Genomic DNA, 21,984 nt, shown 5'->3' on the forward strand with positions numbered 1-21,984 from the left:
AGAGTCAGAAATCAGATTTCGATGTTTTTCACTTCCAGCTCAAGCTTACCAGCCGGAACATCAACTTCAACAGACTCACCAATTTCCAGCCCCATCAGAGCTTGCCCTATAGGAGAATCAACTGAGATTTTACCTGCAGCAAAATCAGCTTCATTCGGAGATACAAGCGTATATTTCATCTCTTTATTCATCTTCTTATTCAAGATGGTAACCGTCGTTAACACCCGAACCTTAGAAAGGTCAAGTTCACTTTTATCAAGTACACGGGAATTCGCCAAAGCATCTTCCAGCTTGGTAATACGGTCTTCCATATGCCCCTGAGCTTCTTTAGCGGCATCATATTCAGCATTTTCACTCAAATCTCCTTTTGCCCGCGCTTCAGCTATTTCGTTCGCAATTTCTCTTCTTCCACGGGTTTTAAGGTCCTTTAATTCCGCTTCCAACTTATCATAACCTTCTTGTGTGAGGTATTGAACTTTGCTCATAATCTCTTCTTTTGTTCGGTTTCAATAAATAAAAAAAGCAATCTACCAACAGCAGACGCCTTTCATTTTTTCTTCTACAATGTAGTCTAAAATAAGGTGTTATAAGATGTATATCCATCTTTGATTTTGCAATTACATTTGTACGATAAGATATTATATGCTTGACCGCTCCTCTTCAGAAACCACCACTTTTTCCTTAATCCCCAACGATTTAGTTGACCAAATAATAGCTGCTATTACTAAAATCGCGCCAAGGAAAAAAGGCGCACCAGGAAAATAAATGGGAGCAATATCTGAAGTAAAATAGCCAAACAGGTTAGTCATCATCGGTGGACCAAATATAGCTGAGAAGCTTATCAGGCTTGTAAGGGCTCCCTGTAGCTCGCCCTGAGCATTTTGGGGCACCTCATTCGAGATGATACCCTGCAAAGCCGGAGTAGCAAGCCCACCAATACAAAATGGTACTATTATGGCAAACATCATCCAGCCCTGAGTAGCGAAAGCAAAACCTAAAAACCCAATCACGTACATCATCAAACCAAAATATACGGTTCGGTTATTCCCAAGCTTAGGAATAGCAACTTTGATAAGTCCACCTTGCACAGCTACAACTGATAAGCCTACCACACCTAAAGATAAGCCAACGGTCATTTCTGTCCAGCTGAACTTCTCCATGGTAAAATAGGTCCAGGTACTTTGTGTGGCATGATTTGCTACATAGACCAAAAAGAATACCCCCACTAAACTGGCGATTTTGGGATATTGTTTAATCTGTTTTAAAGCTCCGAAAGGATTTGCGCGAGTCCAGTCAAAAGGCCGCCTGTTTTCTTTGGAAAGAGACTCTGGAAGTACAAAATATCCATAGAGCATGTTCATTAAAACCAATCCAGCCGCCGCAAAGAAAGGAATTCTGGCCCCATATTCTCCTAAAATTCCCCCGACTGATGGACCAATTATAAAACCGAGCCCAAAAGCAGCACCAATCAATCCAAAGTCCTGTGATCTTCGCTCCGGCGGACTGATATCAGCAATATAGGCACTGGCTGTTGTGTAGCTTGCACCAGTAATACCCGAAAGAAATCGGCCAATAAACAGCCAAACGATTGTTGGTGCAAAACCCAGAAGAATGTAATCTAATCCAAAGCCTAAAAGAGAAAGCAGTAACACGGGTCTGCGCCCAAATCTATCACTTAAACCTCCAATAACCGGAGCAAATAAAAACTGGGTAGTTGCATAGGTAAAGGTTATCCATCCTGCATATAAAGATGCCTCGCTAAGTCCGCCACCCGTAAGTTCCATAATCAGTGCTGGCATCACAGGAATGATGATACCTAAGCCAATGACATCCACCAGAACCGTAATAAAAATGAAGATGAGCGCTGCGCTTCTCTTTTGTTTCATGAATTAATGCAATGATGCCTGAACAATGATATTTTAAGCGGAGTAATTATGGCTTCAAAGTTAAGTAATCCTTTTCTGTAATGAGGCTTTTTCTGAAATAATTTTAAGATGGAAAGTTCAGTTTTGAATAAACTCACCACAAAAGAAATACTTGAAGAAAACCTGGCGCGTACCGCTCCTGAAAAGCTGAGAAGCCTAAAAGTGCTGGTTCATAATATTAGAAGCCTTCACAATGTAGGCTCTATATTTCGCTCTGCCGATGCCTTTGGCATATCAGAAGTTATTTTATCTGGTTATTCTCCTACTCCACCACGACCAGAAATTAATAAGACAGCCATCGGTGCTGAAGAATTTGTGAATTGGTCGTATGTAGAAAATGGAGTCGATGCCACTAACAATTTAAAAGAACAAGGGTATTATATTCTTGGCCTGGAACAAACATCGGGCAGTATTTCTTTGCCTGATCTAGATCTGACATCAGTCAATAAAATCTGTATAGTATTGGGTAATGAAGTAACAGGAATTGATGAAGAGCTTCTTCCACTTGTTGACCAATTTGTAGCAATTCCTCAATATGGCCAAAAACACTCTTTGAATGTATCAGTAGCCGCTGGGGTAGTTTTGTATGCTATGTTAGAGAAGTTGTGGTGATTCCCTTTTATCTTATCCGGAGAACTAACAAACAGTAATCATATATCCATGAACGATCCCAAAAGATTTATAGAACGAGCCGCTGAATTTTTGAAACAGCAACGGGAAATGTATGGAGATTTTTCAGTGAAGCTGGATACAGATTCTGAAACAAGAAATCCACAGATAAAAGAACCCGCTACAGGTTTTATCTCCAAACCGACAGATAATAAACAATCTGACAAGGCTCAGGCTAAAGCTGAAAACGTAACAGAAAAAAAGTCAACGGCAGAGCGTATACAAGATTGCGCCACCCTTGAAGAACTCATGGAGTTGTGTAAAGAAGCAGAAGAGTTAAAAACGGATCTAGATGGTACTAACCTGGTATTTGGTGTAGGAAATCCTAGCGCAGATTTGATGATAGTTGGAGAAGCTCCGGGGTACAATGAGGATCAACAGGGTGAACCTTTTGTAGGGCAAGCGGGGCAACTGTTAGACAAAATTATGGGGGCTATCAATTTCAAAAGATCTGAAATCTACATCGCCAACATTTTAAAACATCGTCCTCCAGATAACCGTGACCCTAAACCGGAAGAACGCCAGCGAAGCCTTCCTTATCTTCTGCGCCAGATCGAACTAATAGACCCTAAACTGATTCTTTGCGTTGGCAGAATTTCAGCTACAACCTTGCTGGACAAAGAAACGTCTTTGGGTAATCTCAGAAACACGTTTCATGAATTTCACGGCAGGGAATTAATAGTTACCTATCACCCTGCGGCTTTACTTTATAATCAAAAGTATAAACGCCCCACTTGGGAAGATGTACAATTGCTGAGAAAAAGATATGACGAACTGGGCGGAAAACCCTGACGTTAAGTTGAGATGGTTTCTTTAATTCGGTCTGCCACAACTTCAGAACTGTAGGGTTTTTGGATATATTCTTCAACCAATCCCTGCCTGATGGCATCTTTGACTGCGTCACTTTTTTCAAATCCTGAAAGAATAATGTACGGCCTATCATCAAATTTTTTCTTTGCTTCTTTTATGAACTCAAGACCATCCATTTTTGGCATTCGCAAATCAGTGATAACAACTTTGACTTCAGGATTTTCATCAAGCATTTGTAAACCTTCCATAGCAGAAGCAGCAGTTAAAACCTCGAAGTGCTTACTCATTAATCTGCCAAATAAAAGCAGATTGATGTGTTCATCATCTACATAAAGAATTACTGATTTTACCGACATGATTAACCCAAATCTGCAGGAAATTTAATTGTAACAATCGTACCAGAACCCGGAACTGAATTAAAATGGATTTCTCCGTTGTGTACTTCCACGATATTATAGGCTATAGCTAAACCTAATCCGGTTCCCTTTCCCGGATCTTTGGTTGTAAAAAATGGATCAAATAATTTTTCTTTAATCAAATCATCAAACCCTTTGCCATTATCCTTTATTTCAATATAAATGTTCTGCTCTTTATTCCAAGTCTTGATTGCAACCTCTCCTTCACCATCGATTGCCTGAACAGCATTTAGAATAATATTCGTAAACAACTGATATAATTTACCTTCATTTCCTTGAATACTAACTTTTTGGTTGCTATAACTTTTAACAATTTCGACCCTTCCGGTGAACTCGCTTTTGAGTATCAACAGACATTCATCAAGTATTTTATTGATGTCACACTCCCCTTTATCCTCTTCATTTGTTCGGCTAAAGGAGCCCAGGCTTCTTACAATCGATACAATTCTTTCTACTCCAATTTCAATGCTTTTGAATACTTCATCGAAAACATCTTTCTCTTTGATGACAAGCTTGTCTTCTTCCTCCTCAATCATCTCACTGATCACTTCAGAGGCTGATTTAATATAATTAACCGGATTATTTATTTCGTGAGCAACTCCGGCAGTCAGAACTCCAAGTGCTGCCATTTTCTCTTTTTGAATAAGTTTAACCTGGGCAGTTTCTAATTTTTTTAGTGCCTCATTAAGAGAGTCCGTTTTTTTGTGCAACTCGGTATTAACCTGAGTCAACTCTTCGTTCTTTGATTTAATCTGAAGGTTTTTCTCAGTAATACTCCTGGTACGTTCATCTATAAGTTCCTTCAGCTTCTTTTGTTTAGCAATTAAATATATGTATCTCAACCTGAGTGCCAGGTATGAAATTACCAATACAGCTAATAACACCATTAAAATAAACCACCAGGTTTCATAGAAGGGTTTTTCTATGGTAAAGCTGAATGTACTACTGCCACTCCATGCACTTACTTCATTTCTTGCCTGAATCTCAAATGTATAATCACCGGAATCCAGATTCCTGTACGTAACAGCTGGATTGCTGAAATTAGTAGAGAAGTTCCAGTCTTTTTCCAGTCCGGATAACCGATACCTGTAAAAGATTTTGTCGTTATGCAGGAATGAGATTGCTCTGAATTTAAATATTAACGAACTAAGGTCGGCTGGCAAAGATGGCCGAACCTCTGATTTAATATCCTGACTATCTTCGGATGTGATTGAGGTAAAATAAAGATCAGGTACTTTATCAGCCGACCTATCTTCACTTTCATCATAGGCACTTACACCAAGCTCGGTTCCTATCCAGATATCACCAGCTTTATCCTGTATTAATGCATTTCTGTTTATTTCATTTCCTATAAGTCCCTGAGCTACAGAAAAATGCTTTATAGTCTCCCCGTCCCATCTGAAAACACCATTAAACGTTCCAATCCAAAGCTGATTATTGTGATCGACCAAAAGAGAGAAAACAACATCTTCAAAATCATTTATCTGAAAAGGTACTATTTGATTGTTTTCCAAAGTGGCTAATCCAGCAGATGTGCCCAAAATGATCTGCCCATTCCAACTTGTCGCATCATAGATATTATTATAGTTCAAAAGACCTGAGTTGTAGCTAGTCACTGTGCCTTTCTCAAACAGATATAAACCCTCTATAGCACTTAAAAACCCTACTCTTCCATCTCCAAGTTCTACAATATTTCTGATATAGTGATATGGCTTTTCGTTTATTTTTATAGGTACGTTATTCTCAGAAAGCTTATATACATGCCTCGAATCAGAGAAATAAATTGTACCGCCAGCTTCTAAAACACTGGTAACCATTGGGAAGGAAGAAGACGTAAAAACGGGTATAAGTATTCCATTTTTTAAATGATATAATCCAGCATCACCTGCTGCCAAATACACAGACCCATCATTCCTTTCAGCCATTTGTAAAACCCTTACCTGAGTCTCATTATCAGCTTCTAAAGAATATTGGTCCGTTATTTCCCCATTCCTGAATACATTCAAATTGGAAGGGTTTGCAATATATAATGTCCCGTCAGAAGCTTCAAAAATTGCACTTACTTCGTTTTCAGCGAGCCCCGAGTCTCTGTTATAACTCTTAAAATTGAGAATGTTAAACTTAAAAAGCCCCCTGTTGTCGACCGACCATATATTATTTTCTTTGTCCAGATACAGTTTGTTAGAGAAGATGTTATTGGTTCGTCCATTTACTTCAAGCGGTATACTTTGTCCGCTTTCTCTGTCGTACTGCATTACCCGGGAGTTACTGCTGTAAAATATTCGATCTCTTTGGTCAATTATTAAAGAGTGGCGGTTATAAGCCGACCTGGTATGGATTCCAGGATTTTCAGACAGAATTTCAAACTGGCTATTTTGAATTTTTGCCAGCCAGTTGAATCCTAAAACATAAACAGTACTATCCTTTTTGGCGATGGTCAGAATATCCTGATACCTGTTGAAAAAAGAGTCGTATTCACTTCTTACAATCTGACCATCTTGTACCGTAAACTGACCTGATTGCGTATTTATAAATACCTCTTCGTCAATATTGACTGTTGAGTTAATCTCGGATGATTCATTTTCAGGAAACGGAAGATTTTCCCATTTTCCATCTTTTGTCGAGTATAGATATACAGCGCGTGTTCCAGCTAATACAATCTGATGTTGTCCATCATTTGTTAAGACCTCAAAAGTGAAAGTAGGCTGTTTTTCACTCCAAAAATCCGGAAAGGGAATGGTTCTCCAGCTCTCTGAATCAAAAACCTTAATTACGAACTCGGTATCATTTTTCCCCGCTACCCAAATCAGCCCATCACTACTTTTTTCTATCTTAGAACTCAGATAAGTCGGCAATTGTAAACTATCCGGAAATACATACCAATTGTGTGTATCGTAAGTAGTAACACCTTTTGAAGTCAAAAACCACATTACGCTATTGTCAGCTTGCGTAACGTCGTAAATGGCGTTAGACGGCAAACCGTCTACGATTGAATAGGTTTTTGCCGGATAGAACTGTGCAACCGAGATGAACGGAGCAAACAGTATAAAACAAATGGGCACAAACCGTAGGATGAAATATTTATAATACTTCAAAAACAAAGAGAATTTTTTAGTGTTGGAAAAAATTCATCAGCATTCTCTTGATAAACCAAAGCTGCTAATTAATTATCCCTGATATTTTTATTTGCCAAATATACGATGTTTAATATTTAAGCTTTTCATATAATTTCCTTGTTAATTCTAGCTAAAAAGCACTCATGATATCAACCCTTAAAACTGAGCGACTTGTATTGCGCTCCTTTAAAGACAGCGACCTTGATAATGTATTTAAGGGACTATCAAATCCGGACATCATCAAATATTACGGTATAAGCTTTGATACTAAAGAGTCAGCTAAAGAACAGATGAAATGGTTCGCTAATCATGAAAAAAATGAAACCGGCAAATGGTGGGCTATTTGTTTAAAGGGATCAGGCACTTTTATTGGTGCTGGTGGATTAAATGATATCGAACGTGAGCATAATAAAGCTGAATTTGGATTTTGGCTTCTTCCCGAATATTGGGGTAATGCTTTTATGGGTGAGGCAATACCTGCCATTCTTAATTTCGGATTTCAGGAATTAAACCTGCACCGTATCGTGGGGTATGTGGAAAGCCATAACACTAACTGCAAAAAAGCTCTGGATAAACTCGACTTTACTTTTGAAGGAACTATGAGGAATGCAGAGCTCAAAAATGACACCTATATCGACATCGAAATCTATTCTAAGCTCAGTACAGATTAAGATTATTGAATGTGGATAACCTTGTTCTAAATTTGTGGAAAAAGAATCTCATTTTGCTTTCAATTTATACCTATTTTTGTAATTCGGTTTTCAGCAGTACTCTTTAGTTTTCACTTTCACTCATGGCAAAAAAGAACGGATCTTACGGTAATAATTATAAGAATGATGATAAAGTTCTGGAGCAAGGAGGACGTGTTCCCCCTCAAGCCGTAGAAGTTGAAGAAGCTGTTTTGGGTGCCATGTTGATTGAACACGGAGCGGCTACTATTGCCCTGCAGATGCTAAAGCCTACCGATTTCTACAAGACTGCCAACCGCCATATTTTTGAGACTCTGTCCAACTTATATGAACGTGATAATCCGCTGGATCTCCTTACCGTTGAAACAGAATTAAAGGATAACAATCTGCTGGATGCATGTGGAGGTCCTACCTATTTATCTGACCTGACACGCTCCGTCAGTTCTTCAGCAAACATTGAGTATCACTCTCAAATCATCATCGAAAAAGCTATCAAGCGGAATCTGATTCTCGCCAGCAATGATGTCATCAAAGATGCTTATGATACCACCAGCGATGCCTACGATGTGTTAGATACTGCCGAACAGCGTATTTTTGATCTTTCAAACCAGAAAAGCCGAAGCTCTGCCGTTCCTGTTGAAAAGCTTTTGAAAGATACTCTTTCCTATCTGGAAGATCTTCGGGGCAAAGACTACGGTATTACAGGTGTACCTTCCGGACTAGCCGTTGACGACATGACTGCTGGTTGGCAAAACGGTGATTTGATTATTATTGCAGCTCGGCCATCTATGGGTAAAACGGCTTTTGTATTAACTGCTGCCCGTAATGCAGCTATGCATCCCGATGAAAATCTCCGAACTCCCATTGCTCTTTTTAGTCTGGAGATGTCGAATCAGTCTTTAGTGCAACGTTTACTAACTATGGAAGCCCGTGTTCGTGCAGATGAAGCACGTAAAGGAACCTTAAAGGATGAAGACTTCCGCAAACTGATTGATGCAGCGAGCCGGTTATTCAGTGCTGAGATTTTTATTGATGATACACCGGGCATCAGCCTGATGGAATTGAGAACCAAATGCCGGCGACTGAAGAGTGAAAAAGGAATTGGGTTGATTGTAGTCGATTACCTTCAGCTGATGCAGTCTAACGCAAAAGATATTGGAAGCCGTGAACAGGAAATCGCATCTATTTCCCGTGGATTAAAAGGACTAGCCAAAGAGCTTGATGTTCCGGTCATTGCCCTGTCACAGCTTTCACGTGCGGTTGAGCAGCGCGGAGGTGACAAACGCCCACAACTTAGTGACCTTCGTGAGTCTGGATCTATTGAGCAGGATGCCGATATCGTTATGTTCCTATATCGTCCAGAGTATTACGGAATTACGACCACTGCTGAAGGCCAATCCACGGCTGGTATAGCTGAAGTGATTATAGGAAAGCAACGTAACGGTCCTGTTGGAAGTAAAATGATGTACTTCGTGAAGGATTATGCTCGTTTCGAAAACCTCACGTCTGCCGAGAAGAATGACCCTTTTCTTGGTGATGGTAGTGGAAATAATGGAGGTAACGGAAACGACGGTCCTCCACCCTTACCACATAATCCTGCTCCAGATGAGGACGCTCCTTTTTAATTTATTACTCCATCAAAGAGCTTATCGAAATCTTTAATCCGCTTCGACCAATCCAGATGTCGGTTGATGTTTTGAAGTGAATTTTTCGGGAGAGATTTGGTTTTACCGGTCAGCAGTTCCTTCATATGATGAAAAAGATCATCTTCCGTTTCATATAGAACCGGAGCATGCAAAAGCGGATCATGCAGACTTTTTGGAATAAGTTCAGGATAATGTAAACTGTTGGGCACCAATGGATGACATCCACAATATATCGCTTCCATAATGGCAACGCAGAAGAACTCATAGCTAGCTGTAGACACAACAATGTCACCAGAATGAAGTAGTTTACTGTAGTTTTCTTTGTCATCCACATACCCAAAGTGGGTGATTTGCTGCCCGAATCGCTGCCAGGCTTTTTCAAACTCTTCGGGCTTTTCATGCTGTGTGTCACCAGCCAGAATCAGGTCAAATTTCAGGTCTATATCATTGAGCCTGTTTAACACTCGGAAAAACATAGCTGGATTCCGGTCAAACTGCCAGCGCTGGTTCCAAACAATAACCGGATTTTCATTTTGAGACCGGGTATCCGGTTGCTTGTCAAAACTGGAAAGATCCAGTCCCGGGTGCATTACAATGCTCTTTTTTTCAATCCTTTCTACAGTATTATATTGATTGGCATCAGGAAATTTATCCAAAAATTTTGGCAGTGCTTCCATTAAATCATTCAGGTGAAACTGAGAGGAAAAAAGCAGCTTATCAGCCACCAACATGCTTAAATAGTTGATATAACAATACGTTAAATCCCGGGTTTCTCCTTCCGGTATCGGACGGGTAAACTGATTGTCATGCATGTACATAATCACCGGCGTATGAGCAAATCTTGGATTTGTGAGAGCCATAAAAGCAGGTAAATTAGTCATGCTGCTCGTGAGCAACAGGTCAATGTCTTCATCAACCTTTTTTGTCATTTCAGCCAATGAAACCGAATCTCCATGCATGCGCCATTTCCATCCCTTATAATTTAGTTTGATAGGGATAATATTATGGCTTGAATGCTTTTCAAGTCCTTTAAGAAAAGCCTTATGAGAGCCGCTGTAAAATGGTTCTACCGCCAGAATGTTCATACAAATGATCTTAAGATCTTAGGAAAGCGATAAGTATAAGGAATTTATTATTGAACCGAATAAAGTGAGTTTTAAGATGGTTCTAAACTCTGATTTTTAGGATGGGTAGATTTCCAGAATTGGCTGTATTGACGTCATCGCGAGGAGCATCGATAACTTACCATTTACATCTATGCTTTACGACGACGCGATCTCGTTGAACCATTTTGGAGCTCGATTCAGGGAGATTGCTTCGTCGTTGTACATCCCAAACCGACATTCGATATTTTAGACTCCTCGCAATGACGTGGTACATTCTACGGGTTCCACTGCTCTGCTGTGGAATCTCGGAGGAGGATTACGGAGCGGAGCTCTGCAACGAGACTAAGACTACCTAAACCGGGACTGTATTTCATCCAGCGGAATGTAGCTGATCGTAGGCTTTTTCAACGGATCTAAATAAGGTTGTTCGCAGGCAAAAAGTTGATCAACCAGCCCTTCCATCTCCTGTTCGGTAAGTTTTTTACCACGTGGAATAGCTGCTTTAGCTGCAAAAGCGATCGCTAATTTTTCCCGGGCTTCCAGCTTTACTTTCTGCCCCAGTTCCTGGTACTGATGCAGCATCGAGATCAGTACTTCTTCCTCATTGCCAATTTCAATATCGGCTGGCACCCCATTAATCATGGCGGTATTTCCACTCAGCAGTTGTACAGAAAAACCCATCCGCTGAATGATGGAATGCAGCTCTTTCAGTAGCGTATAATCTGATGCAGACAGCTCTAGTGTTTGCGCAAAAAGTAACTGCTGCGTACTTGGAAGTGCTTCTTCGGTAGCATTGATCGCCTTTTCAAAAATGATGCGCTTATGCGCCAAATGCTGGTCAATTACGGTAAGTCCGGTTCGTGTTTGGGTAAGGATATATGTGTTATGTAGCTGCCAAAAGCCTTTATCCTGTGTGACTTTCTTCTGTTGGTCTTCAGAAGGTTCGAAGTTATTCGCATCTGAGAAATCAGCACGTTGAGCCGAGTTGCTTCCATATAATTTCTCTCCAAATTCATCACCCTTTCCTTGAATGTTCGAAGAACGGTTGTTAATTCGGGAAGGCATTTGGAATCCACCTCCACCCTGACCAGAAGATTGTGACCGGGGTTTATTAAAGCTGAACCCTGAATCAAATCCTTTGGATGGATCATCACTCAAAAAAGCATCCTGGTCCTGTTGAATATTTGGAACCTGAAAGTGCTTATTCAGGGCACGATTAACCACCGAGCGTGCCAGCTGTATAACACTGCGTTCGTCTTCGAACTTAACTTCCATTTTGGACGGATGAACATTCACATCCACCTTGGAAGGATCAATATCAAAAAACAAAGCATAAAACGGATATTCATTATTCCTCGTCCACGCATCATATAAACTCAGAATTACATGAGTAAGATAACGATGCTGAAATGGGCGGCCATTAACAAACAAAAATTGCTCACCGCGGCTTTTCTTTGCCAGTTTGGGATCCGAGGCAAATCCGTGAATTTTCACATAGCTGGTTTCTTCTCCAAATTCTATAAGGCTGGCTTTATAAGAACTTCCAAAAATCTGTGTAACGCGATCTTTAAGGTCCTGGATGGGTAAATCATAAATGATATCCCCATCTGCCTCAACATAAAAAGCTACATCTGTATTAGCCAATGCTGTATACTGAATGGTTCGCAAGATGTGCCGAAGTTCAGTCACGTCAGTCTTTAAAAACTGCCGGCGAGCCGGTACGTTAAAAAATAGGTTTCGAACAGCTATAGTAGTTCCATTATCGGTAGCAGTGGGCTTAATTTCCCTTTCCTCTCCGCCCCAAACTTCAAATTCCCAGCCATTTTCATCTCCGGCTCGCTTTGTTTTAACAGTAACCTGCGAAACAGAAGCAATGGACGCCATGGCCTCCCCCCGGAAACCCAACGTCCGGATTTTGAAAAGATCATCAACAGAATTGATTTTAGAAGTAGCATGCCGTTCAAAACAAAGCGGAAGATCTTCCTTACTCATTCCGCACCCGTTATCGGAAACCTGAATCAAGGTTCGGCCTGCATTTTGGATAAGAATTTTGACCTGATCGCCACCGGCATCAATGGCATTATCGAGAAGTTCTTTAACTACCGAAGCAGGGCGTTGAATAACCTCACCGGCCGCAATTTTATTACTAATTTCTGGGGGAAGCTGATGTATAATGGAATCGCTAATCCGGGTATCGCTCAATGGTTATCTGTACGTCTTTTATAGTGAAATTAAATAAACAATAAGGGCAAGGCATGCCGCATAAAATACTACGCGGGTAAACTGTGCCGGTCTTCGTCGTGTATGGGTCTCGAATTTGATCCGCTTTCGGCGCTTTTCTTTCTCATCCTTTTCGGGATCGTAGTAGCGAAACGGGTAATCAAATTTTTTGGGTTTAGGCCGGAAGCCGAACATCGGTCTGATCATAACAACACCTCAATTTTATTGGCTTTGAATGGCTAACGCAGGTGGTTACCAAATCTTGCCTAATATACAGAATTTGCGGGGTGAATATCGAACATTCAATTTTGAATAATGCATATTGCAGGTTGGGTATTCTTTCAAATGTTCTTTTGCTACTAAAATTTGTAAACTCCCTGCCCTATTATTTTTCTTCGGAAACCATTTTTTCGATCTTAACATTAATTAATTGAACATTAACCATTTACTTAAAAATGAGCACTGATAAAGCCAAGATTTTTTATACCATAACGGATGAAGGACCTTATTTAGCGACCCACTCTTTCCTCCCAATTATTGAGTCATTTACCAAAGCAGCCGGAGTTAATGTTGAGACGAAAGACATTTCTCTTGCAGGACGCATTCTTGCCAATTTCCCGGATTACCTCAAAGAAGACCAGAGGGTATCTGATGCCCTTACCGAATTGGGTGAGCTTGCAAAGAAACCGGAAGCTAATATCATAAAGTTACCTAACATCAGTGCTTCAATTCCCCAGTTGGTTGCAGCTATTAAAGAGTTGCAGAGTAAAGGTTATGACTTACCCGATTACCCGGAAGAGCCTCAAACCGAAGAAGAGAAGAAAATTCAAAAAAGCTACGACGTAGTTAAAGGGAGTGCCGTAAATCCGGTTCTTCGGGAAGGAAACTCTGATCGACGAGCTCCAAAACCTGTTAAAGAATATGCCCGAAATAACCCCCATTCTATGGGTGAATGGAGCTCCGAGTCCAAATCTCACGTATCAACCATGGATGGAAATGATTTTGCTCACTCCGAGAAGTCTATTACCGTTTCTGATGCCGATGATGTCCGAATCGAGTTTGTAGATGCCAATGGTAATGTGCAAGTCTTAAAAGAAAGCACTCCCCTGCTTCCCGGCGAAGTTATTGATGCCGCAGCCATGAGCAAAAAAGCCTTAATTAATTTCCTTGAGAATGAGATTAAAGATGCCAAGGATAAGGGTGTGCTCTTTTCGTTGCATATGAAAGCAACCATGATGAAGGTATCTGACCCAATTATTTTTGGGCACGCCGTGAAAGTGTATTTCAAGGATGTATTTGAGAAACATGGAGAAACACTGAAAGAACTAGGAGTCGATCCAAACAATGGTTTTGGAGATCTGGAGTCCAAAATTCAGGAACTGCCGGAAAGTAAGCAGGCAGAAATTAAAGCAGATATTCAAAAATGCTATGACAACGGGCCTGACCTTGCGATGGTAAATTCCCATAAAGGAATTACTAATCTTCACGTTCCCAGTGATGTTATTATCGACGCCTCCATGCCTGCCATGATCCGTACTTCTGGTCAAATGTGGAATAAGAATGATGAAACGCAGGATACCAAAGCCGTTATTCCTGAAAGTAGTTACGCTGGTATTTATCAGGAAGTAATTGACTTCTGCAAAGAACACGGAGCTTTCGATCCTACTACCATGGGAAGTGTGCCTAATGTTGGACTCATGGCTAAGAAAGCTGAGGAGTATGGCTCACACGACAAAACGTTTGAGATTCCTGGAAATGGCTCCGTAAAAGTTGTTAATAAAGCCGGGAAGACTGTGTTAGAACATCCGGTTGAAGAAGGTGATATATGGAGAATGTGCCAGACTAAAGATGCCCCCATCAAAGATTGGGTTGGTTTAGCGGTTCGCAGAGCTCGTGAAACGGGAGATCCTGCTGTATTCTGGCTGGACGAAAGTCGGGAGCATGATGCAGAGCTCATTAAAAAAGTAAATACGTACTTGCCTGAGTTTGATACTGAAGGACTGGAAATTCATATCATGTCGCCGGTTAAAGCAATGCGTTATACCCTGGAGCGAATCAAAGATGGAAAAGACACCATTTCTGTTACCGGGAATGTATTGCGTGATTACCTCACCGACCTCTTTCCAATTCTGGAAGTTGGAACCAGTGCCAAAATGCTTTCTATTGTTCCACTGATGAATGGCGGTGGGTTGTTTGAGACAGGTGCAGGTGGATCTGCACCAAAACATATTCAGCAATTTTTGGATGAAGGGCACTTGCGCTGGGATTCTCTCGGAGAGTTTCTGGCTTTAGCCGTTTCCCTGGAGCATCTCGGTAAAACTTTTGATAACGACCGGGCCCTTGTGCTTTCAGAAACATTGGATGAAGCAAATACACAGTATTTACAGAATGATAAGTCTCCTTCCCGTAAAGTGAATGAGCACGATAACCGTGGTAGTCATTTTTATCTGGCTATGTATTGGGCTCGTGCTTTGGCAAATCAGACCAAGGATGCTGAACTAGCCAAGCGATTTAAGCCGGTAGCTGATAAACTGGAAGAGAATGAAGCACAGATCAATGAAGAATTGATTGCAGCCCAGGGAAATCCGGAAAACATTGAAGGATACTACTGGCCTAATAGCGAGATCGTTTATGACCGCATGAGACCCAGCAAAACATTGAACTCAATCATTGAATCTGTTTAGTCTCTGATAAACTTAGACCATAAGCCCGGTTCTTAAAAGATCCGGGCTTTTTTATTTCCCTTTTTCATACCCACACCCGAATACTTGCTTACATTCAAAGCTGGAATTTCATCAATTAAAAGCGCTACAAATTCTATCTTACTAACTGATTTATCTTCACTTAAAAAGAAATTGATTTTCAGTGTTTACTTTCAGTCTCAAATAAAATAGACTTAAGCAATGAAATTTAATCAAACACATAGCTCCAAAAATCCGGCTCTTTCAATGGCTTTGAGCACAGCTATGTCTTTGGTTATCAATTCAACTACGACTACAATTACAACCCCTTAGGGGGTGCTTATCTACATATCGCCATTTGGCATTATGCCAATCTCAGACAGCCTTAAAGTCATTAACCTAGTTTTATATCTATTATGTTTGTATTGAAATTTGGTGGAACCTCTGTAGCCACTGCGGAAAATCTTAATAAAGTACAGAGTATAGTTCAGGAACAGGCAAAAGCAGAAAAAGTTATAGCGGTAGTCTCTGCCCTGGGAGGAATAACAAATCAACTCCAGGAATCTGCAAATCTTGCATCCAATGGTGATGAAAGCTATTTGAAAATCCTTTCTGCAATTGAAGAGCGTCACCTTACCCTTTGTAACGAGTTGTTACCAGTTAAAGAACGAAATAGCACGCTTACACAAACTAAACTTCTGCTTAATGACCTTGAGGATATTTGTCGTGGTGTGTTTTTAATCAGAGAACTCTCACCCCGTTCTCTGGATCATATTCTGAGTTATGGTGAAATACTTTCTGCGACAATTATCAATGATTATTTTAAATCAACAGGGCTGGATTCTGACTTATTTAATTCGAAGGATTTGATAAAAACCGATAATCGTTTCGGTAAAGCCACCGTAGATACCAAAACCACCTATAATCAGATTCAAAAACAATTCAGGTCAGCAGGTTCTGTTTCTGTTTGTCCGGGATTCGTGGCTTCTTCCAAAAATGATGGTCTTATCACCACTCTGGGGCGTGGGGGTTCTGATTATACTGCCGCTTTGTTAGCAGCAGCTTTAAAGGCTGAAGAATTGCAAATCTGGACAGACGTTAGTGGCATGATGACCTCAGATCCCCGTCTGGTGCCTAATGCTCATCCTATCGATCATCTTTCTTATGAGGAAGCTATGGAGCTTTCGCATTTCGGGGCAAAGGTGATCTATCCCCCTACTATTCAGCCCGTACTGGACGCAGATATACCGGTTCATATAAAAAACACTTTCGAGCCGGATAGCCCCGGAACACTTATTTCAAAAGACGGCCCTGAAAATGGACAGGTTGTTAAAGGAACATCTTGTATACAGGAAATCGCGTTATGTACCCTCACGGGAAGTGGAATGATTGCCGTACCTAATATTTCGTATCGGTTATTTGGTTCATTAAGCCGTCAAGAGGTAAATGTAATAATGATAACTCAGGCATCATCTGAGCATTCAATAACAGTCGGAATTGCTCTGGAAGATGTTGATAAAGCGAGACAGGCTATATCTGAAGAGTTCTCTTTTGAAATCGAAACACATAAAATAAATCCGCTTGAAGTAGAAACCGACCTTTCTATTGTAGCTCTGGTTGGTTCCCGAATGAAAAAGCAAGTAGGTGTAAGTGCAAAATTGTTCGATACGCTGAGTCATAACGGAGTGAATGTCAGGGCCATTGCCCAGGGCTCTACCGAATTGAACATTTCTGTTGTCATATCAAAGAAAGATCTAAAGAAGTCTCTCAATAGTATTCATGAGAGCTTCTTCTTGTCTGACCGCAGAAAGCTTCACTTATTCATGATCGGTGTTGGAAATGTCGGGCAGGTATTTATAGATCAAATTAAAGCCCAACAGGAGTATCTGGCAAAGAAACATAATCTCGACATATTTATCGCAGGTTTGGCAAATTCACGCCAAATGTATTTTGATGAGGAAGGAATTGACCTGGACAACTGGCAACAGCTTCTGGATGAAAAGCACCAAAAAATGAATGTGGATGCTTTTGTGGAAATCATGAAAGATTTGAATCTTAGAAATACGGTTTTCATTGACTCTACTGCTTCAGAGGAGATAGCGAGACTTTACAAAGACATTCTTGAAAGCAGTATTTCTGTAGTTACTCCTAATAAAATAGCCTGTTCATCATCCTATAAAAATTTCAAAGAGCTCACAGATTCAGCTATTAAATACAAATCGAAGTTTCTTTATGAGACGAATGTCGGAGCTGGTCTGCCCGTAATTTCAACGCTGAATGATCTTATCAAAAGCGGTGATGAAGTACATAAAATTCAGGCCGTGCTTTCCGGAACTTTAAATTTCATCTTTAACAATTATGACGGTACCCAAAAATTCAGCGAGGTAGTAAAGGCGGCTAAAGAAGCCGGGTTTACCGAACCTGATCCTCGTATCGACTTAAGCGGTGTAGATGTGATGAGAAAAATCCTGATCCTGGCACGTGTAAGTGGCTACGACCTGGAACTGGATGACATAACCAATAATGGATTTGTGCCAGAAGAATGTATGGAAACTGATTCGCTCGACGAGTTCTACTCTAAGCTTGATGAACATGACGATGTTTTCAAAGAGATTTTTACAAAAGCCAGTGAACAAAGTAAAAGACTCAAATATGTAGCAACTTTTGAAGATGGAAAATCTCAGACCGGTCTTGAAGCTTTTGCATCAGACCATCCATTCTATAATTTAGGAGGAAAAGATAACATTGTACTTTTCTATACCAATCGATATAGTGACCAACCATTAGTAGTAAAAGGAGCCGGGGCCGGAGCAGCCGTAACAGCTTCCGGTATTTTTGCTGACATCATGAAAATTGCATCTGCCTGATATGGATTCTATAAAAGTTTTTGCTCCTGCAACCGTAGCTAATGTAGCTTGTGGTTTTGATGTAATGGGATTTGCCCTTAAGGGAATTGGCGATGAACTTATCATCCGAAAAACAGAAAAACCTGAACTAAAGATTACGGAAATCCACGGTTCAGATTCATTATCAAAAGAACCTGATGAAAATGTAGTAACTGTTTCTGTTCAGGCTCTTTTGAATAATATAGACAACAAACCAAGCTTCGGATTTGAATTTGAGCTCACCAAAAAGGTTAAACCCGGCAGTGGGCTTGGTTCCAGTGCATCAAGCTCTGCAGCAGCTGTTTTTGGGGTGAATGAGTTGCTTGGCCGTCCTTTCACCATAAAAGAATTGATCCCATTCGCCATGGAAGGTGAACGACTGGCATCGGGAATTCCCCATGCCGACAACGTTGCCCCTTCTTTACTTGGAGGTTTCATCCTAATCCGAAGTTACGAACCTCTGGATGTAATTGACCTGGATTATCCTGAGGACTTAGTAGCTACTGTTGTTCACCCTCAAATTGAAATTAAAACAGCAGATGCTAAAAAAATGCTCCGCAAACAAATTGAACTTAAAGACGCCATAACACAGTGGGGAAATATTGGTGGGCTGGTTAGTGGATTGGCTAAGGCAGACTATGATCTTATTGGGCGATCGCTGCAGGACGTAATCGCTGAGCCCATACGGGGAATGTTGATACCATCATTTCAGGAAGCTAAAACCATTGCGCTGGAAACAGAAGCTCTCGGCTGTAGTATTTCCGGATCGGGGCCTTCAATCTTCACACTTAGTCGTGGAGAAGCAATTGCTAATAAAGTAGCTGCCAGGTTTGAAGCCCTTTTCAAAAGCATTGGTTTGGAAAGTCATGTCCATGTTTCAGCCATAAATCCTGTTGGCTCAGAGATAATATCATGAAGTATTATAGCACAAATAGAGAGTCATCATCAGCTTCGTTTAAAGAGGCGATATTTAAAGGGCTTCCGGATGATAATGGCTTATATATGCCTGAACGCATCCCCATTCTTCCCCCTTCTTTTTTTAATGAACTTAAAAAACTTTCCCTTTCAGAAATTGGCTTTCAGGTTCTCAGGCCTTTTGTAAGCGGAGAAATTGAAGATGACAAACTCCGGAATATTCTTGAGGAAACACTGAACTTTGAAATCCCCCTGGTTCCTGTTACTGACCGTATTTACTCCCTCGAATTGTTTCATGGGCCTACATTTGCCTTTAAAGATGTAGGAGCAAGATTTCTGGCAAGATGCCTTAGTCACTTTAGTAATCAAACAACCCGGAAACTGACCGTCTTGGTAGCCACTTCAGGAGATACGGGCAGTGCGGTTGCTCAGGGTTTTTATGATGTACCGAATATCGATGTTGTAATTCTTTATCCGTCAGGAAAAATCAGTCCTTTTCAGGAGCAACAAATGACCACCCTGGGTAAAAACATCACAGCCCTTGAAGTAGATGGGACCTTCGATGATTGTCAAAAAATGGTGAAGGCAGCTTTTCTTGACGAGGAGTTGAATAGCAAAATCACACTAACCTCTGCCAACTCAATTAACATCGCCCGATTACTGCCACAAAGCATTTACTACTTTTATGGAATAGCTCAGTTACCAAAAAAAGAATGGGACAAAGTTGTAGTATCAGTACCAAGTGGTAACTATGGAAACTTATCGGCCGGACTTTTAGCCCAGCGTATGAATTTGCCTATAAAACATTTCCTGGCCTGTTCTAATGCCAATGATACCGTACCAAAATATCTACAGCATGGAGAATATAAAGCTCAACCTAGTGTTCAAACCATTTCAAATGCTATGGATGTAGGCGACCCAAGTAACTTCGTTAGAATGCTAGAGCTATTTGCTGGCTCACATTCAGAAATGATGAAGAGCATTTCGGGGTATTCTTTTTCAGATGAAGAAACCAGATCAGCAATAGAGCATCTTTATCAAGAAACAGAATATGTTCTTGATCCACACGGCGCAATAGGATTCTTGGGTTTAAAAGAATATATCCATCAGCATGGTGGCACTGGTATTTTTCTGGAAACGGCGCACCCCTGTAAATTCAGAAAAACAGTAGAAAATGAGATCCATACAGAATTACCTTCTGTTCTTTCTTTTGATGAACTCCCAAAAAAATCCTTACTATTTTCATCTGAATTTGATGACCTTAAGGCTTTTTTACTGAAGAAATAGTTTAAACCTTGAACTTCGTTTTCAAAGCAGGGATCAGGTATTTCAGAAGAATCAGTAAAAATATGAATACGGCTAAAATAGCCCATATAGCATAATTTTCGTAGGTCTCATAAAACAGCAACAGCTCATTGCCGGTAATAACAGAAAACCAAACAAAGGTGGGTGTCCATAGCAAAGCTGTTAATCCAAAATATAGCAGGAAGGTCCAAAATCCTGTTTTCAGAATGCCCGCACTCAGATAAACAGGAAAACGACTGCCCGGGATAAATCTGCTCAAAACAAGTATAACAGGCCCTTTTTTCTGGAACCAAGCCTCAGCGCTATACACATTTTCTTTCTTGACCATCCACTTAAAAGGTGGAATATCGAAAATTGCCATACCCATAATTCGACCAGCGAAGTATAGGGTAAAATCTCCAACAAAAATTCCGGCAGTTGCTGCAATGGCAGCAGGCCAGAAATCAATCAAACCCTGAGCTGCCATTATACCTGCTCCAATACAAGCAAGGTCTTCACTCATAAAAGTGGCAAGAACGATTAACAACATATAAATAACGATAAGCTCGTTCTTTGAATCTGCCTCTACCTCATCGAGATAAGGTACCAATTTCTCAAGACTGTCTTTCTTGAACTTAACCGAATCTGAAGCTTGCCCTATGCTATCCTGAACAACAGAATCCTGAAAAGAGTATCCCTCTGAAAAGGAATAAACATCGTGATCAGAGCCCGAAAAAGCTAAAGCCAAAACAAAGATTATGCAGATTTTAATGACTTTCACAGACTGAGTCTCCTTGCCGGGTTAAGGGAAAGCAATGGGTGTAAATTCCAGGTTTTTATCATGAAACTCTTCTTCTGTGATAACGGGATCGAAATGAGACTCTATATCACCTTGCAGCCTTTCAGCTAACTGCTTACGATCCTGATCCATTATTCTTTCAGGACCAAAATTAAGAACGGCTGTAAAGGATTTAAGTTTCAGCAAGTTAAAGAAATGTACAAAGAATGGGGTATCATCCCACCAACAAATAGCGTTAAAAGCCGGAACCTGATCTGGTCTTGTTCTGTAGGAAAGTGCAACCGTTGAAACCGGAAATTTTTCAGAAGCGGGATATTCCAACAGAGAAGTTCTAAAGGGCAAAATTTCGTAACCAGGGCTAGTTGTTCCTTCGGGAAATAAAATTATACCCTGATTATCATTAATGTTCTTTGAGATAAGTTTATTAACTCTTGTTACATCCCTTTTCCTTTGACGGTCTATAAATAAAATTCCACAGGTCCGGATTAAAAACCCAATTAATGGCCAGGTTTTGACGTCACTCTTAGCCACAAAAAGGCATCTCAGCTGAGAGAAAAGCACAAATATATCTATGTAACTAAGATGATTTGATACTAACAAAAAAGGAGGGTCGGGTACTTTATTATTGATTTCTACTTTTGCTCCAATTATCCAGCAACATACTTTACCCCACGCACGAAGCAGGTATCCCCTTAGCTTTTCATAGTTGATTCCAAGCACAGAACCAACCAGACATAGCATGATCAGGGAATAAAAGAAAAGGGTTGCAACCAAAAAGCTGATTAATTTTGTAATAGCCCGTAGAATACTCATGGGCGGAAAT

At 40.6% G+C, this 21,984-nt stretch carries 17 protein-coding genes; 8 read left to right on the plus strand and 9 right to left on the minus strand.

Translation table 11 applies throughout. The features are described 5' to 3' along the window. Positions 1-11 precede the first annotated feature (11 nt). Together greA and RIB15_RS12965 are read right to left on the minus strand one after the other, a co-directional pair. The gene (gene greA / locus RIB15_RS12960) at positions 12-485 is read right to left on the minus strand and encodes a transcription elongation factor GreA (protein WP_350202590.1); all 474 of its coding nucleotides are present in this window, start codon (positions 483-485) and stop codon (positions 12-14) included. A gap of 153 nt (positions 486-638) precedes the next feature. Further along, a complete protein-coding gene (locus RIB15_RS12965) occupies positions 639-1,886 on the minus strand; it encodes a TCR/Tet family MFS transporter (RefSeq protein WP_350202591.1) in 1,248 nt (415 codons plus the stop codon). A 108-nt stretch (positions 1,887-1,994) separates the two neighbouring features. Here RIB15_RS12965 and RIB15_RS12970 point away from each other — a divergent pair, with 108 nt between their 5' ends. Together RIB15_RS12970 and RIB15_RS12975 are read left to right on the plus strand one after the other, a co-directional pair. Beyond that, positions 1,995-2,537 (plus strand): RNA methyltransferase, encoded by a 543-nt coding sequence (locus tag RIB15_RS12970; RefSeq protein ID WP_350202592.1) that lies wholly within the window; start codon positions 1,995-1,997, stop codon positions 2,535-2,537. Between the two features lie 48 nt (positions 2,538-2,585). After that, positions 2,586-3,386, plus strand: a complete 801-nt coding sequence (locus tag RIB15_RS12975; protein WP_350202593.1) for a uracil-DNA glycosylase — start codon at positions 2,586-2,588, stop codon at positions 3,384-3,386. A 2-nt stretch (positions 3,387-3,388) separates the two neighbouring features. On the opposite strand, the gene RIB15_RS12980 is transcribed toward RIB15_RS12975, so the two are convergent. Together RIB15_RS12980 and RIB15_RS12985 are read right to left on the minus strand one after the other, a co-directional pair. Continuing rightward, positions 3,389-3,760, minus strand: coding sequence for a response regulator (locus RIB15_RS12980; RefSeq protein ID WP_350202594.1), 372 nt, complete (start codon positions 3,758-3,760; stop codon positions 3,389-3,391). A 2-nt stretch (positions 3,761-3,762) separates the two neighbouring features. Continuing rightward, the gene (locus RIB15_RS12985) at positions 3,763-6,915 is read right to left on the minus strand and encodes a sensor histidine kinase (protein WP_350202595.1); all 3,153 of its coding nucleotides are present in this window, start codon (positions 6,913-6,915) and stop codon (positions 3,763-3,765) included. Between the two features lie 164 nt (positions 6,916-7,079). Between RIB15_RS12985 and RIB15_RS12990 the strand changes: the two genes are divergently transcribed. Next, entirely contained in the window at positions 7,080-7,607 is a 528-nt protein-coding gene (locus tag RIB15_RS12990) for a GNAT family N-acetyltransferase (protein WP_350202596.1), read from the plus strand. Between the two features lie 122 nt (positions 7,608-7,729). Further along, a complete protein-coding gene (gene dnaB, locus RIB15_RS12995; protein ID WP_350202597.1) occupies positions 7,730-9,250 on the plus strand; it encodes a replicative DNA helicase in 1,521 nt (506 codons plus the stop codon). Here dnaB and RIB15_RS13000 read toward each other — a convergent pair. From RIB15_RS13000 to RIB15_RS13010, 3 genes are all read right to left on the minus strand, one after another. Continuing rightward, entirely contained in the window at positions 9,247-10,356 is a 1,110-nt protein-coding gene (locus tag RIB15_RS13000) for a tRNA-queuosine alpha-mannosyltransferase domain-containing protein (protein ID WP_350202598.1), read from the minus strand. The genes dnaB and RIB15_RS13000 overlap by 4 nt on opposite strands. A gap of 369 nt (positions 10,357-10,725) precedes the next feature. After that, positions 10,726-12,579: a DNA mismatch repair endonuclease MutL gene (mutL, locus tag RIB15_RS13005; protein WP_350202599.1), complete on the minus strand. Its 1,854-nt coding sequence runs from the start codon at positions 12,577-12,579 to the stop codon at positions 10,726-10,728. A gap of 18 nt (positions 12,580-12,597) precedes the next feature. Then, positions 12,598-12,804, minus strand: a complete 207-nt coding sequence (locus RIB15_RS13010; RefSeq protein WP_350202600.1) for a hypothetical protein — start codon at positions 12,802-12,804, stop codon at positions 12,598-12,600. Positions 12,805-13,052: 248 nt separating this feature from the next. On the opposite strand from RIB15_RS13010, the gene RIB15_RS13015 reads away from it, so the two are divergent. The 4 genes from RIB15_RS13015 to thrC all read left to right on the plus strand — a co-directional run bounded on the left by RIB15_RS13015 (position 13,053) and on the right by thrC (position 20,365). Beyond that, positions 13,053-15,281 carry an NADP-dependent isocitrate dehydrogenase gene (locus RIB15_RS13015; protein ID WP_350202601.1) on the plus strand — a complete coding sequence of 743 codons (2,229 nt, stop codon included), beginning with the start codon at positions 13,053-13,055 and terminating at the stop codon, positions 15,279-15,281. Positions 15,282-15,694: 413 nt separating this feature from the next. After that, complete coding sequence (gene thrA / locus RIB15_RS13020) at positions 15,695-18,145, plus strand: bifunctional aspartate kinase/homoserine dehydrogenase I (protein WP_350202602.1); 2,451 nt, start codon at positions 15,695-15,697, stop codon at positions 18,143-18,145. A 1-nt stretch (position 18,146) separates the two neighbouring features. Next, a complete protein-coding gene (locus RIB15_RS13025) occupies positions 18,147-19,079 on the plus strand; it encodes a homoserine kinase (RefSeq protein ID WP_350202603.1) in 933 nt (310 codons plus the stop codon). Continuing rightward, positions 19,076-20,365 carry a threonine synthase gene (gene thrC / locus RIB15_RS13030; RefSeq protein ID WP_350202604.1) on the plus strand — a complete coding sequence of 430 codons (1,290 nt, stop codon included), beginning with the start codon at positions 19,076-19,078 and terminating at the stop codon, positions 20,363-20,365. Before RIB15_RS13025 ends, thrC begins: the two co-directional genes overlap by 4 nt. 1 nt (position 20,366) lies before the next feature. Here the strand turns inward: thrC and RIB15_RS13035 are convergent, their stop codons facing one another. Together RIB15_RS13035 and RIB15_RS13040 are read right to left on the minus strand one after the other, a co-directional pair. Next, on the minus strand, positions 20,367-21,143 hold the full coding sequence (locus tag RIB15_RS13035) for a DedA family protein (RefSeq protein ID WP_350202605.1): 777 nt from the start codon (positions 21,141-21,143) through the stop codon (positions 20,367-20,369). 21 nt (positions 21,144-21,164) lie between these two features. Continuing rightward, positions 21,165-21,974, minus strand: a complete 810-nt coding sequence (locus RIB15_RS13040) for a lysophospholipid acyltransferase family protein (RefSeq protein WP_350202606.1) — start codon at positions 21,972-21,974, stop codon at positions 21,165-21,167. Positions 21,975-21,984: the final 10 nt, after the last annotated feature.

Source organism: Gracilimonas sp. (assembly GCF_040218225.1).
GTDB lineage: Bacteria > Bacteroidota > Rhodothermia > Balneolales > Balneolaceae > Gracilimonas.